At 41.3% G+C, this 15,875-nt stretch carries 8 protein-coding genes and 1 riboswitch; of the genes, 3 read left to right on the forward strand and 5 right to left on the reverse strand.

What is annotated here, in order from left to right; translation table 11 throughout:
* Positions 1–7: 7 nt before the first annotated feature.
* The 4 genes from betB to C427_RS04390 all read right to left on the reverse strand — a co-directional run bounded on the left by betB (position 8) and on the right by C427_RS04390 (position 7,126).
* Positions 8–1,483 (reverse strand): betaine-aldehyde dehydrogenase, encoded by a 1,476-nt coding sequence (gene betB / locus C427_RS04375; protein WP_007640317.1) that lies wholly within the window; start codon positions 1,481–1,483, stop codon positions 8–10.
* A 500-nt stretch (positions 1,484–1,983) separates the two neighbouring features.
* Positions 1,984–3,453 carry a hypothetical protein gene (locus C427_RS04380; protein WP_007640321.1) on the reverse strand — a complete coding sequence of 490 codons (1,470 nt, stop codon included), beginning with the start codon at positions 3,451–3,453 and terminating at the stop codon, positions 1,984–1,986.
* Positions 3,454–5,469 carry a TonB-dependent receptor plug domain-containing protein gene (locus C427_RS04385; protein ID WP_007640323.1) on the reverse strand — a complete coding sequence of 672 codons (2,016 nt, stop codon included), beginning with the start codon at positions 5,467–5,469 and terminating at the stop codon, positions 3,454–3,456.
* 106 nt (positions 5,470–5,575) lie between these two features.
* Positions 5,576–5,744, reverse strand: a riboswitch (cobalamin riboswitch).
* A 737-nt stretch (positions 5,745–6,481) separates the two neighbouring features.
* A complete protein-coding gene (locus C427_RS04390) occupies positions 6,482–7,126 on the reverse strand; it encodes a GGDEF domain-containing protein (RefSeq protein WP_007640325.1) in 645 nt (214 codons plus the stop codon).
* A 441-nt stretch (positions 7,127–7,567) separates the two neighbouring features.
* Here C427_RS04390 and C427_RS04395 point away from each other — a divergent pair, with 441 nt between their 5' ends.
* Together C427_RS04395 and C427_RS04400 are read left to right on the forward strand one after the other, a co-directional pair.
* Positions 7,568–8,923: an efflux RND transporter periplasmic adaptor subunit gene (locus C427_RS04395; protein ID WP_007640327.1), complete on the forward strand. Its 1,356-nt coding sequence runs from the start codon at positions 7,568–7,570 to the stop codon at positions 8,921–8,923.
* 11 nt (positions 8,924–8,934) lie between these two features.
* Positions 8,935–12,054, forward strand: a complete 3,120-nt coding sequence (locus tag C427_RS04400) for an efflux RND transporter permease subunit (protein WP_007640329.1) — start codon at positions 8,935–8,937, stop codon at positions 12,052–12,054.
* A 78-nt stretch (positions 12,055–12,132) separates the two neighbouring features.
* Here the strand turns inward: C427_RS04400 and C427_RS04405 are convergent, their stop codons facing one another.
* Positions 12,133–14,355 carry a dehydrogenase E1 component subunit alpha/beta gene (locus C427_RS04405; protein ID WP_226991214.1) on the reverse strand — a complete coding sequence of 741 codons (2,223 nt, stop codon included), beginning with the start codon at positions 14,353–14,355 and terminating at the stop codon, positions 12,133–12,135.
* Positions 14,356–14,519: 164 nt separating this feature from the next.
* On the opposite strand from C427_RS04405, the gene C427_RS04410 reads away from it, so the two are divergent.
* Positions 14,520–15,350 carry a LysR family transcriptional regulator gene (locus C427_RS04410; RefSeq protein WP_007640334.1) on the forward strand — a complete coding sequence of 277 codons (831 nt, stop codon included), beginning with the start codon at positions 14,520–14,522 and terminating at the stop codon, positions 15,348–15,350.
* Positions 15,351–15,875 lie beyond the last annotated feature (525 nt).

A 15,875-nucleotide genomic window follows, 5' to 3' on the forward strand; every position in this document is an offset into this window, starting at 1 on the left:
TTGGCCTCTAAAATGGACTGTCTAAAGATTGTAAACCGACATATATCGATTTTAATTGAGTAAATTGTTTGAGTGTCGCCAAGCCATTTTCGCGGCCTATTCCTGACTGTTTATAGCCGCCTACAGGCATTTCAACAGGCGATAGTCCATAACTGTTAATCCAGCATATACCCGCTTGCATCTGATGAATTACACGGTGCGCACGGCTGATATCTTGGGTAAATACAGCCGCAGCTAAGCCCAAGTGAGTATCGTTGGCACGTGCAACAACCTCGTCTTCATTATCAAACGTCAGTACTGCCATCACCGGGCCAAAAATTTCTTCTCGGCAAATGCTCATGTTGTCTTCACAATCAGTAAATACCGTAGGTGCAACAAAATAGCCGTCGGGTGCATTTTCGGGTTGCAGTGCTACACCTCCACATAATAACGTTGCGCCTTCAGCTTTGCCTTTTTCAATGTAACTCAGCACCAATTCTTGATGTTTCTTAGAAATAAGTGCGCCAAAGTTAGTATCGGGATGCATAGGGTCGCCTGCTACAATGTTGGATTTGATTCGGCTATGTAATTTTTCGATAAATACAGGGTAAATGTCTTTTTGTACAAACACTCGGGTGGCGTTGGTACAAATTTCGCCCTGAGTATAAAAGTTTCCAAGCATAGCTGCAGATACAGCGTTATCGATATCGGCATCATCAAAAATAATTAATGGGGATTTACCACCCAGCTCCATCGTCACTTCTTTGAGTGAGCCTGCCGCCGCTGCCATCACTTTTTTACCTGTGCCGACTTCGCCTGTAAAAGAGACCTTTGCAATATCTTCATGATGACTGAGCCAAGCGCCTACTTTGCCATCACCTTGAATAACATTAAATACGCCTTCAGGAACGCCGGCTTGAATAAAAATTTCAGCTAGCTTCAATGCCCCTAACGGTGTTTCTTCAGAAGGTTTAAAAATCATCGCGTTACCACAGGCAAGTGCAGGGGCCGCTTTCCAACAAGCTATTTGTAATGGGTAATTCCACGCGCCTATGCCAGCACATATGCCTAGCGGTTCAGGGCGAGTGTAATAAAAATCTTCACCTACTTGTTGTTGATTACCCTCGACAGCAGGCGCAAGGCCTGCAAAAAATTCAATCGCATCGGCTCCAGATACTATATCAACCACACTGGCTTCTTGCCATGGTTTACCGGTGTCAGCAACCTCTACTAGGGCTAAGTCGTCATTCTTTTCTCTTAGTAACGCAACAGCTTTTAGTAATATCCGGCTACGCTCTATTCCCGTCATGCGGGACCAAGTGATAAAGCCTTGTTGTGCGCTGTCGATAGCACTTTGCTGAACAAATGCATCTGCTACTTCAACCTGATAAATCACCTTGCCTGTTGCAGGGTTGATGACATCAAATTTTTCACCACTTTGATTATTAAGGTACTGGCCATTCACAAAACTTTGATAAATTGGGAGAGGGTGGGGTGATGTCATAGATTAGCTCACTAATAGTAGGGGGTGAATAGCGCGGGCACTATGCCTGCTATTTGTTTGACGATCAACCTCGATAATAGATGATATTAAAAGGCTAGAAAAAAGCTCGGTTAATTAACAGGGCTAGAGATTGAAAGCGTTTGAACATCATGGACAGCGGGCGCTGCGAGCATAAAAGGTTAATGGATTGTTAATTGCAGTAAATAGTTAGTGGTAGTAGATAGTAAAAGCATAAGATAAAGATAAAGAGTAGGGCGTTTGAACCACAAAATAAGATGAGGGCATCGATTGCCGAACAACGATTAAAGCAAAAATAGTATTTTGCTTTAATCGTTTAATCATTCTTTAGCTAGGTGTATCGAAGCGCTCGGAGAGCACTCTGTGCGGATATAATCTGAGGTTCGATATCTTTTTCTCTAAAGTAATAGAGCGTTTGTAGCACCCCTCAGAGGATCAATTGTGCTTCGTTGCACCGCAAAAATTGCTATTCCAGGTATTTATTATTCGATAAAACGAATAACGCCAGGATTTAATTGCGTTTCTAAGCGATTGATTAAGGGTGTATTGGTTTTGGTGTCAATAATTTCGACACCCGGTGCTGCATCTTCTCTTACACTTACCCATAAGAAACCAGCGGCATCAATGTCAATAAAACCGATGCTATTGGTGTCTATATCAAGCACTGTTTCATCGCTGATTTCACCTGTGCTTGGGTTAAATTGATAAAGTGTAGATTCTTCACGGTATGGACCAAAGAAGGTTTCGTTAGCAAAAAAGTAGCCTTTTTTATCTGAAACAATAGCCGTAGATTGGATGTATTTTGCGCTGTTGTTGGTAATGTCTGCAGCGCTTAATACGGTACTTAAACTGAAGTCGTTAGTATTCACTTCTTCAATCAAACTTTGATCTACGCTAACAGCCGAAAAGGAGTTGCGGGTGGTAATATAGACTTTGTCTTCAAATGCTCTAACGCTATTTTCTAATGGGTTTAAGCCAAGTAGAGGTATGCCCATTACGCTGTCAGTGGTGTCTGCATTAGTTTCAATTTCGCTGTCAGTGGCTGTATCAAATACAGCTAAATAGACTGCGTTAGTGCTACCGAAATTAGCATCTAAACGCTGCATCACAATAAATAACTTCTCATCACTGATGACCGCAGCAGATGGACTCGGTGTACCAGCTGTATTGTTCTCTGGTACGTAACTCGCTAAGTCTATTTCACCAATTTTAAAATTCTCAAAGTCTGTGGCTTGTGGGTTCACAATCCAGACTTTATCTGAACCATAACGTATCAAATATGCTTTTTCTGCACTGAGAGACACCAATGTATAAGGGTTACGTGTGGTGGAGTCTGAATCATCTTGAGTTGAATAAGTCCAAATTTCGGTGCTAGCATCATCTGTATTGTATTTGCTAATGGTATCAATAAAAAAACGACCAATATGGTACACGTCTGTTTGATATACATTAATTGAGTAGTCGGATTGTGTTTTAGCATAAAAACCATCATCAACCGTTTGTGTTGCATAGTTTAAATAAGCGACTTGTGAACTTGAAAAGTCAGTTGCTATAGTTTGAACCAATCCCAGCGAGGGCGTATCTAACTCGTCTCCCACATTTACAGCCACATCAATAGAGTCGGTTAAACCCTGTGCGTCTGTCACTGTCACTGTAATGTTATAAGGTCCCGTATCACCACTTTCAAAATCAGGCGCGTTAATAAATTCCACTACACCAGTACTGGTAATAGCAAACAGTTGCTGGTCTGTTCCTGTGATGGTGTAGGTCAAATCAACACCATCATCTATCGCAATATATTGACTAACTACTGTGGTGTTTTCAGCCACAGTGACTAACAAACTACCTGATAGCTCAGGAGCTTCATTGTTGTCACTACTACACCCCCCTAAAACTGATAATGTACTTATTAAGCTGAGTGTTAGCGCACTTTTTTTGAATAATGTTAACATTTAGATACCTTGTATTGAGAGTTTAAATTGAATGCTTCGCCCTTGAGCAGGGCGGTTAGCTAGATCCAGATATTGCTGATCAAATAGGTTATTGATACTTACGTTGAGGTGATAAGCCCCACTTGTATAGCCCAGTTGGATATCTGTTATCCGACGTTGTGCTGGTTTGCCTGCTTGCCCATTAGTTGATGTGAAAATATTGGGGCGATTAAAGTACAAATCTTTGTCTACATCACCGCGCAGGTGTATTTTCCACTGTGAATTAAATTGGTAGTTGACCGATAAACTGTATTGTTGGTGATAAATACCTGGTAATTTTTTATGGTTAAACGATTTAATTGCTGAGCTGGTTTGGCTATCTATGATATTGGCTTGTACATTAAAACTGAGGGCGGGCGATACCGTGATTTTTGTTTCCAGTTCCAGCCCGTTTAATCTGGCGTTACTCACATTTCTATAGGCACCGACACCGCTACTGTTAAAAATTGCGACGATGGCATTGTCTGATTTTTGATGATAAGCCGAAGCATTCAGTGAGTAACTCATGTGCGCTATTTGATCGCTATATGTAGCCCCAAGGCTAAACGTTTGCGCTTTTTCAGGTAATAAATCTTTACTACCTTTAAATAATCCTCTATCACCAAATAGTTCAAATAGGGTAGGAGTGCGGATACCGTTACTGGCAATCAATTCAGTTTTTATACGCAATCCCTGATAAACCAGTCCTAATTCTTGAGTTTGGTGATCCTGTTCGCTGTTAAATGTCTCTGCATCAGACTGATTTGGCGCAATGTTTTGATTTTGCTCGTTTAACTGGGTCACTAACGAAAAGGCAGATAGTGGTCCATTATTTTGCTGCCACTCGAACCGAGAGCCAAGTAATATCTGAGTTTGCTTGGCTATGACATCGCAGCTACTGATCCCATTGCAGTTAATCTGGCCATTATTATCGAAACTCAGAGAAGCAAAATGTTGTTTGTTTAATTCAATAAAAGGGCTGACAGTTATGTCTGCGTATTGACTATCAAAAACAAAAAATGAAGTCAGGTCAGCGTGAGTTTTTGTGGTGGCATAATTCGCATCTAAGCGTGTCACGTCATCCAGTATATCCAAATAACGTTCTGTTTTATCTTCCTGGTACGCTTCAAATTCGAGGTTGTCTAACCATTTTAGGTTGGTGTAAATACTGTGTCTATAGCCTAATCGCCAAGTATTAGATGAAAGGCTAGATGCATTTTCTGGGGTATTGTTTTGGTAGTTAGGCAGGGCCTTTTCTTGTTCATTGTAATGCAGAGTTAGCCTGACTTTATGAGCTCCAAATGATAAATGATTGTTCACATACACATTCTTTTTCTCAAACTGATTGTTACGCAAAGGCTCTATGCTTGACTCATTACTGCGGATAAAACTTTGAGGCACAAGATAATCATAATTGTTATCTGTTTTTAGATAGCTTCCCCCCACAGATAAGTTATTTGTTTGAAACGCCTTGTTATACAGAAGGTTGAGCTCTTGGTGGTTAAATGAGCCAACAGCTAGACTGAGCTTTAACTTATCTTGACTAGGGTTGTAAGTATTAATTCTAATCACCCCTCCAATGGGGGTAGAGCCAGCACCTATCGCCTGGTTTTTACTGATCTCAATGCTTTGGATGTGTTCGGTGGGTATTTGATTGAGATCAAAACCACCAAATTGACTGTCGTTGACTAATTGACCATCAATGTATAACTGCACCTGTTTACTACTTGAGCCACGGATAGACACTGAAACCGGATTGCCCAAACCACCAATCTGGCGTATCTGTAAACCATTAATGGTCTGTAATACGTCCGACAGGGTTTGTGAGGTATTAATAAAATCCTCACGGCCCAAAACTTGATAATTATTTGAAAAGATAGCGGGCTGATCATAAATGGTGAGTACTTCAATTGTTTTTTCTGAGGGCTCACTGGCTTCTACCCAAGTCAGGTAAAAAAGGCATACGAGTAAAATGGTAAAGCATTTTGGAAAAAGCATGTCGGCCTCTGAAACGAGGACGTTAGGAATGACGAAACATCACTTAAATAATACTGTATTTAGATGTGAAAGTTTCAATACAATTCCTAGCGCCCACCGCACTATAATTTGTAACATTTGACAGGCCGGTCTCCGGGCTTAACTGATATTCAGTACTACCGTTGCGGGGGCAGCGTTAGATTTCAACACGTGTGTTGCACTAACTTCCCGATTATCTCTTGTTTTCCAAACGATAATATTCGATTGAAAAGAGCACCTGAGCAATTTGAGCGCGCAATTTTGCGTATGTTTAACTCAAAAGTCAATTAACTGAAGTTGGGGAGGTGAACCGGGGTGTTTTCATGCTGACTCATTTATTTATGCAAAGGGTAAGATTTTTAGGTTTTCGTCAATAAGCGGCTTTTTCCGTGATCAAAACCCTCTAAAATTAACTATAAATTCTTAAATTTTAAAGAGTGTAGATATGGCTTGACGGGAGAAAAAAATGGCAGATGTGGTAATTTAACGAAGGGTATAATAAAGCTAGTAACTGCTTAAGTTGGCACTGCAGAACCCTGGAACTGTCAGCAAGTAAATATAATGCCTATATCGTTAACAAAGGTTATTGGAGTACTCTTGTATTATACCGATTAAAACCTATGAAATTAATTGCCATTACATTAAACAGATATTATTTGTTTCCCACATGAAGAGTGAGTCATTGCATCGTGCGGTTTAGATGTTGGTAAGAGGCATTTTTGCTTAAGTTGGAGCATTGGTTTTTTCAATTCTGAAACTAACAAAACATGATGTTTGTTGACAAAGTGACAACTATATTGAGCCAAGTCTGGCATGTTGTGATAACACACATTAATACGTTTGTTTATTGCTTCTGACTCCGAAGTTTATACCTCGTGGCATGTTTAGTTTATTTAGCAATATCCAGAATGACGACTTGATTGCGGCCATCATCTTTAGCTTTGTATAAGGCCAAATCAGATTGGATAAAAAGGAGCTCATAAGTACAGTCGAGTCAGCTTGTAACCAGTCCAATAGACAACGTTATATGAACTGGGTCATTCTCGTTATTAAAGACCGTAGTCATAACTTGGTTACGTAATCGGTTCAATATGTCTTGGGCTTCTATGGCCTCAGTGTCAGGTAATAAAATGCCAAATTCTTCGCCACCTATTCGCCCAAAATGATCATATTCCCGTAATGTGTTTTTTATCAATGTACTCAGCTGCAATAGAACATTGTCACCCACTTGATGCCCATATTGATCATTAATCTTCTTGAAATAATCAATATCTAATAAACAAAAAGTAAATATCTGTTTATTTCTTTTATATCGGTTTATTTCAGATTTGACGTTGGCTATGAAACTACGTCGATTGGAAATTTGAGTGAGTTCATCCGTTAACGTTAAATTGGTTAATTGATGAGTATGTTTAGACAGCGACAGTTCAATACCCTTTTGGGTAGAAATGTTTTTTGCTTGAAGCAATAGCTCACCACTTGGAAGTAGTTGTTCAGACATCAGGAACCAGCGTTCATCCATCAGATCCACTTCGAATATTCGAAACTCTTGAGTTCGTCTTTTAGTATGTGCAGTTTTTAACCACTGCTCAATATCAATGGTCTCAAATTTTGGACCTTGTTGGTTTTTTAAAAGCAATTCGACATAGTTGGTTAAAGTTTTGTCCGATTATCTGGTCAAAATCAATATACAAAATATCGGCATAGGCCTGATTGCATCCTATTAATATATCCTCGGCCGAAAAAATGGCGTAGCCATCTTGGGTGACGTTAAGAAAGTCACCAATTCGCGTCGTTAATGTTAAAAACCCTTTTTTTACAAAGCCTCTAATTAAGAAATACCAGAATAAACGCTATCTCTTATCTATACAACAGACTCTGATTGTGAAGAAGCCAATTGACATAGTTGACAGCTGCTGCCGAGTATTTTTACAGTCTACGCACTACACAAGTAAATTTTTAAATTTAAATAATCTAAAAACATCCTTATTACGTACTGACCACATATTTAATTTGTTCGCAAAAAAACAGGGACGTTACCAGTCCATCAATTTTGGCAATAAAAAGTCGGAGTAGAATAATGATTCAGCAGGATGACTCAAGTGAAATTTATAATAAAAAAGTGCATTGGGCTGCACATTTCGTCGTCACTGTTATTATTATTGTCATTGCAATAGGTATACTTTTAGCGCTGTTTAGTAACAAACCGCAAACTCGAAAATGGGGTGGTGGTGAAGCACCAAATGTGGTGGTTGAAATTGCGAATTTACAACAGCAAGATTATGCAGCATGGATTGATTCGTATGGCACTGCTGAGTCACTGACTCGGACTCAACTTGTAGCGGAAGTGGGTGGCAGAGTAATCAACGTTTCCCCTAATATACGTGCAGGTGGCTCGTTTACTCAGGGTGATGTGCTGGCTTATCTCGATGACCGAAATTTTCGTGTTGCAGTGGATATTGCTGCCTCAACACTAGCAGATTCAGAAGTACGATATTTGCAAGAAGTGGCACAGGCAGATCTCGCTGCCCAAGAATGGAATGAGCGACCTAACAATGATGCCGCGCAACTTCTTGCATTGCGAAAACCACAAGTCGCAGCGGCCAAAGCAGCTATGCAGGCATCTAAAGCTCGTCTCAACAATGCTAAATTAGATCTTGAGCGCACCCAAATTAGAGCGCCTTTTGATGGCAAGGTACTTCAACAAATGGTCGATATTGGTCAAGTTGTTAGCCCGACCCAAACGATAGCTGATATTTACGGTACCGATGTTGTTGAAGTTCGCTTACCAGTTAAACTCGCTGACCTAGAACACTTAATGATCCCCGAGGATAACGAAACAAATCAAGACCAGCCCAAAGTGCTGCTAACTGGAGAATTTGGGTCTCGGACTTATCAATGGCAAGGTCAAATAGTCAGAAGCGAAGGGGCGTTAGATCCTGCAACACGTATGCTGTATGTAGTTGCTCAAATTAACGATCCTTTTATTTCAAACGAACAACGTCCTGCAATACGTATCGGTCAATTTTTAAGTGCAAAAATAGAAGGCCGATTATTAGAGGACGTGTACGTTATCCCCAGAAGAGCGGTTTCTCAAAACTTTGTGGTCAGCGTAGCAGATGAAGGCTTATTAAAAAAACGCAAAGTAACTCCACTTTGGACCGATGCTAAATCAGTCGTTGTCTCTGCATTATCCGATAGTGAATCCATTTTAGCCCAAACGACAGCCGGTGGTTCTCGATTAGATAGATTACGTTCATCAGATCTTTTGATCCTCACACCTACCGCTAATCTGCCTGAAGGAACCAAAGTTAAATCACTTACCGAAGGCTTTAAAAATCGACCTGATAGTCAGAATCAATTTGTAGAAAAGCAAATCTTGCAAAAAAATTCTGCTACGGGTAGTGCTCAAAGTTCATCAGCGACTGTGAAGTAGGAGCAGATAATATGATTGCTTGGTTTGCAAAAAATGATGTCGCAGCAAATTTACTATTACTCGTAGTGATGCTCTCAGGTCTATACGTGGTATCTACCCAGATCCCAGTCGACCTTTTTCCGGAGTTCGAACAGCGACAAATTCAGGTATCAATGACCTTGCCCGGTGCTGCGCCTAAAGAAGTTGAAGAAGGCATTACTATAAAAGTTGAAGAAGCGATTCAGGACTTAGAAGGCATTCGTCAAATTACTTCCCAGAGCCGAGAGGGGTCGGTATCCATTAGTATTGAGGTGGAAGAAGGTTACGATGTTCGCGAAGTACTGGATGAAGTAAAAATAAGAGTCGACGGCATTAACAACTTTCCAGTCGAGGTTGAAAATAAACTTATTCAGGTTCCACAACGAAGAAGAGACGCCATTGGTATGGTTCTATATGGTGATTACGATGCAATGACATTACGACGTCTAGCTGAAGATATTCGTGATGAAATCGCCAGTTTAGATGCGGTATCCCAAGCCGAAGTTGATAACACTTTACCTTTTGAAATTTCGATTGAGATCCCAGAGTCGTCGCTTCGAAAGTATGATCTAACACTTGAACAGGTCGCTGGTGTTATCCGCCAAAACTCTCGAGATGTGTCTGCAGGAAACCTTAAAACAGAAGGTGGTGATATTTTCATTCGCAGTCGAGGCCAAGCTTATCGTGCTAGAGAATTTGCTGATATTCCCATTATCACCACCCAAGATGGCACAATGGTTAGATTGAATGACATTGCCATAATTAAAGATGCTTTCGAAGAAACCCCTTTACGAACAAGATTTAATGGTGTGCCAGCCATTGAAATAGAAATTTTTCGCACCGGTGATGAAAACATTATTGAGGTTACTCAAGCGGTCAAAAATTTTATATTAGAAAAACAAACGCAACTCCCACAAGGACTTAGCCTTGATTACTGGCGCGACAGAAGTGAGCCAATCAAAGCCCGTCTGCAGACACTAAGCACCAGTGCCTGGCAAGGCGCTTTGTTAGTGATTGCACTATTAGCTCTATTTCTCAGACCCTCAGTTGCATTTTGGGTATGCCTTGGTATTCCTATGAGCTTTATGGGTGCCTTCTTATTTATGCCTCTGTTTGACGTAAGTCTAAATCTGATGAGCCTTTTTGCATTTATCTTAGTACTTGGGATCGTGGTTGATGATGCCATTGTGACGGGCGAAAATGTTTACGCCCATCTAGAACGCGGCGAAGACCCACTTCAAGCCGCGATTAAAGGCACGCAAGAAGTCGCTATCCCTGTCACTTTTGGTATTTTAACCACTGCTGCAGCCTTTTTGCCATTAGCCTTTCAGACTGGTCGTGGTAGTTGGTATGCAGCCATACCCTTGGTTGTTATCCCCGTACTATTGTTTTCTTTGATCGAGTCAAAATTAATATTGCCGGCTCACCTTAAACATGTCAAACCGCGTATTCCTGGCCAGTCCTCTTTCTTTTCTAGAGTGCAACAAAAGATTGCCCGTTCGTTAGAGGTCTTTATTGAGCGTTTTTACCAGCCTATGCTGGCGCAAGCTATGCGCTGGCGATACGCTACATGGACTGCCATGTTTGCTTTTTTGGTGCTTATTATTGGTAGCATTGCCAGCGGTAATACCAAGTTTGTATTTTTCCCGCGGGTTCAAAGTGAAGTGGCGACCGCCACACTTGTGATGCCAGCAGGAACTGCGTTTGAGAGTACCGACCGCATAATTAGTGCAATGACCGAACATGCTAAAACGTTACGGGAAAAATACACTGATCCCGAAACCAACGAATCAGTTATTCGTAATATCTATTCGATTAGTGGTGGTCGTAACTCGACGACAGGTCGGGTTCGGATCGACACCGTTCCCCCAGAAAAACGCACTTCGCAAGTCACAACTGGCGAAATTGTCAAAGAATGGAGAAAACTGGTAGGCCAAGTGGCAGGTGCCGAGCAACTTAATTATCGAGCTGAAATTGGCGGTTGGGGTGGAGCACCAATTAATGTTGAGTTGAAAGGTCGAGATACCGATGCACTGGCGGCATTAGGTGAGGGCCTGAAAGCGCAATTAGCGAATTATGCGGCTATATCGGATATCGAAGATTCTTTGTCAGACGGTAAAGAAGAATTACAACTTGAACTTAAGCCAGAAGCGCGATTACTGGGCTTGGATTTAAACCAAGTGGCACGACAAGTGAGGCAAGCTGTTTTTGGTTTTGAAGTGCAACGTGTTCAGCGAGGCCGTGAAGAAGTGCGGGTAATGGTGCGTTATCCACTTGAGGCACGTCAATCAATCGAAACCCTTGAGCAAATGATGATACGTATTGGGCCTAACCAAGAAGTTCCGTTGTGGCAAGTTGCCAACATTTCTCCTGGTTTAAGTCCTGATACAATTTTGCGTGTCGACAGACAACGAACTGTTTCTGTCACTGCTGATTTTGACAAACAAAATGGCGACCTATCGCTGGTGCAGGAAGAAGTTCGCAGCTGGTTGGAGCAACAAATTACAAGTTATCCGGGTACAAACTTTGAAATGGCAGGAGAAGCCAGAGACCAAAAAGACTCGCAGCAGGGGTTGATATTAGGTGGTACTGCACTGGCCTTTTTAATTTACATATTGCTGGCGATACCCTTTAAGTCCTATTCACAACCTTTAATCGTCATGTCAGTCATTCCTTTTGGTTTAGTTGGTGCGGTGATTGGTCATTGGATCATGGGAATGGATTTAACTTTACTCAGCTTTATGGGCATGTTGGCACTGTCGGGTGTGGTAGTGAATGATTCTCTTGTATTGGTAGATTACACCAACCAAAAGCGTAAAGAGGGTATGAACATCAAACAAGCGGTATTTGAATCGGGAGGGCGGCGTTTCAGGCCGGTGTTACTGACCTCTTTAACGACCTTTGCTGGTTTAATGCCACTATTGTTTGAAAAGTCTACCCAAGCTCAATTTCTAATTCCTATGGCCATCAGTTTAGGTTTTGGTATTTTGTTCGCTACCGTAATAACTTTGTTTATTGTGCCTTTAAATTACTTGATTTTAGAGGATATAAAGCGATATTTCAGACGCTATATTCGAGATATGAAATCATTGCGACCGAACAAATCTAAGTAGATTTTAGGCGTGGGCATACAACCGGCAATATACTATTTTGTTAATCTTTGCCCATGTCTGATGCTAACGCAGTCGTTTTTATTTGCTGTGACCGACCATCCGTTTGGCTTGTTCAACGATAAGCTCACAAGAAGGTAATACTTCATAACTCGCGGTTCCCAGAGGGATAAAGCTATCATGGGCGGTAAGTCGTTCAATATTTCGGTTTGCATAATTAACATCATGTTCCATCAACAAAGTGATTAATGCTTCGCTAATGGAGCCTGTTTTGCGACATTCATCTACTATCAGCACATTTTTCATGTCGCCAATAGCCTCAACGATAGCCTTCTCGTCCAGAGGCGCTAGCCAGCGTAAGTCAATCACAGTGCAGTGAATATCTAATTTGGCTAGAACCTTTTCAGCTTGGCGACTTAAGTAATAACCGTTGCCATAACTAATAATACATACATCTTTACCTTGCCCAAAACTCCCTAGCTGCCCTGTTTTAATCAGTTGTGCATCACTTGGTTGAATATAATCAAATGTCCAAAGTGCATCGCCTTCTTGATGAAGATCTTTTTTCATATACAGCGCGATAGGCTCAATAAAGATAACTACACGTTGCTCTTCTTGGGCCAATCTTACGGATTCTCTGAGCATTTCCACCCCATCGGCACCGTTTGAAGGGCAGGCAATGATTAAGCCTGGAATATCACGAAATACGGCAAAGGAGTTGTCGTTGTGAAAATGTCCACCAAAACCACGTTGGTAAGCTAAGCCTGCGATCCTAATGACCATAGGATTCGTGAATTGCCCATTCGAAAAGAAGGGCAGGGTAGCCGCTTCACCGCGTATTTGGTCTTCAGCATTATGTACATAAGCTAAAAACTGTATTTCTGGCATAGGTAAAAACCCATTGTGAGCTAAACCTATTGCCATGCCCAAAATAGACTGTTCATCGAGTAAGGTATTGATTATCCTTTGTGGTCCAAACTTTTCTGCTAGTTTACTGGTGACGTTATATACACCACCTTTAGCACCAATATCTTCACCACACATCACTATATTTTGTTGCTGAGCCATTAAGTCGATCATGGTCCAATTCAACAATTTGGCGAGGTGTTGTTTCTTCGCTAGGTTGTGCTTTTCATGACTGAATAATTCGCTGCGTTGGGCTTTCGATACGTTACTGAGGTACACCTTATTTAACTTAGGTGGGATAATACTGTGTTTGATTTTCTCAGCACAAGTCAGCTTGGGCTTAGTGATCACTTGTTGACTGATGTCTGCCACAGATTTTTCTATAGTTTTATATAAATCGATAATTTGCTGGCTATCGAGGCAGTTGTGTTTCAACAACAACGCTGCACTAAATAGCAAAGGATCATGTGCCTCTGTGTCTTCAATATATTCATTACTGCGGTAAGTAAACTCGGAATCTGAACCTGCATGCCCTAATAAACGCACGGTTCGCATATGTAAAAACACTGGCATGCGCTGTTTTCGGGCAATGTCTACCGCTTGTTGAGTTTTATGGTAAGTGTCGAGTAAATCTAAGCCGTCACACTTTATATAATGCAGCCCAGCTCTATGTTCAAAGTTGGCCTGCACCCAACCTTTAGGTGTGGCGGTAGAGATACCAATACCGTTATCTTCACAGATAAATACAATGGGAATTGGCACAGACTGAAACGCAGCCCAAGCGGCAGCGTTAATCGCACCTTGAGCTGTAGAGTGGTTTGACGAGGCATCACCAAAATTGCATACCACAACCCCGTCTTTCGCCAAGACATTATCTACCGCTACCTTGCGGGACAGGCTAATGCTGAAAGCTGTTCCAACAGCTTTGGGTAAGTGTGACGCGATGGTGCTGGTCTGAGGTGGAATAAATAAACTCTTACTGCCCAGCACTTTATGCCGGCCACCAGAAATAGGATCATCTGATGACGCAGCAAAGCTTAATAACATATCGTACAAAGGTGTTTGCCCGGGTACTTGTTTCGACCTCTGGATAACAAAGGCCGCACTTCTGTAATGTAAAAAAGCCATATCATTAGGCCTAAACGCCAATGCACAAGCTGCGTTACCTTCATGGCCTGCACTGCCAATAGTATAAAAACTTTGACCTTGTTTTTGCATCACCCGTGACTGAAAGTCCAAGTGGCGGCTCATAACTTGTGATTCAAATAAGTCTATCAATTGGGTATTTGACAAGCCTACTTCAGCAGGCGTGAATGAAGAATTTACAACAGGTAACGAATCAGACTCTATCGCATCAATAATCTGTTGTTTAACCTTAATATTACGGTCCTGCATCATGATGTTATGCCTTAAATCTACTGCTAAAAAATGCCTGTAAACCATTTTTTGTTTGGCCATGGATCACAGTGGTCAAATCATAAGCATTATTTAGCTAAAGGAATAATATTAATAATCTTTATTTGCTATAGTTTTTATCTATATTAAATATAAGAGCATTCAACTTGGATTTACGTGCGTTAGAGTATTTTGTGACTATCTATGAAAGTGGCAGTTTAAGCGCAGCTTCAAAAAAGAAATTTGTGGCTCAACCTTCTATATCGGCCTCGTTGAAACAATTAGAATGTAGTCTATCAACTAGCCTATTTGTTCGCCATGCTAGAGGTGTTCAGGCAACCCATGCAGGTAAGCAGCTTTATCCTTTAGCGAAACAATTATTGGAACAAGCAACGGCTATTCGAGATGTTTTTAGCACAGACACCACAAAAACACCTTTTAGGTTAGGCTTGATAAAAGGCTTAGGCGTGGCGCGAATGAGCGACTTGTTAGGCAGATTCACCCGTGCAGTTAACTCATTAGAACTCACTTTGGTATCTCAGGATGAACCATGCCAAGCACGGATCATTAGCCGTGACTTAAAGCTAAATAACGAACAGTTTGTACCTATGTGGCAGGAAGAATATCAATTAGCTATTCCACTGGATCACAGATTAAGTTTAATCGACAGCGTGAGCATTACAGACTTACAAGATGTGGCTTTTGTACAACGAAGTCCATGTGAAGGCTGGACTTATTTAAAAAGAGCATTGAATTCCGCCAATGTCAGTATAGATACCAGGGCAAAAATACAAACCATCGAATACGCCCTAGGTTTAGTGAAAGCTGGTTTAGGCTGTGCCTTTATTCCGTTATCAGAGGCTATTGTCAAAGATAAACACATTCATTTTAAACCGATAAAAGACTTGTCTATTTCAAGAGAAATTGGCCTAGGTTATACCCATGGTTCCGACACGGTTAACGTGCTGCAAGCACTAGCCGTTTATAATCGAATTTAGTAAAACTGAAGGGAAGGAGATGCTTGAAGTACTTTCGTATTGAGCGTTAGTAATAATGTGGCGAATCCAGGAAAAAGACTGCTCCATTGCAGAATCAGACTGCGGTCATTAGACATCTCTGATTAACACTGTGTTTTTAGTTTTCAGCAGGCGCTGTAAAAGCAAATACAAACGCCTTGTTTAAGAAACCGTTTCTAAACAGCAATGGCTAAAGTTTACGCTAAGTTTCTTTCCAACTATTTTTATTGAGGTAAATTTGTAACTCATTCTTGAATGGGTAGTGTCAGTTGCTCCATTTTCAGTGCCGTTCGGAACATTCACCTGCATCACCAGTAACAGTGGCAGACTCGGAAACGATATTCAGTTGGTTAACAGACCACCCAATGGACCATGGCTCTTCAATGGCTTGATAGCATTCTGACTGCGAGCACAGGTGTTTGCCTGCAGGTGTAACGAGCTTTCATAAGCGGTAGGCATCTCTGTAGTGCACGATGTCTAAAGTCTGCCCACCAATACACAACCCTA

The sequence above is a fragment of the Paraglaciecola psychrophila 170 genome, assembly GCF_000347635.1.
GTDB lineage: Bacteria > Pseudomonadota > Gammaproteobacteria > Enterobacterales > Alteromonadaceae > Paraglaciecola > Paraglaciecola psychrophila.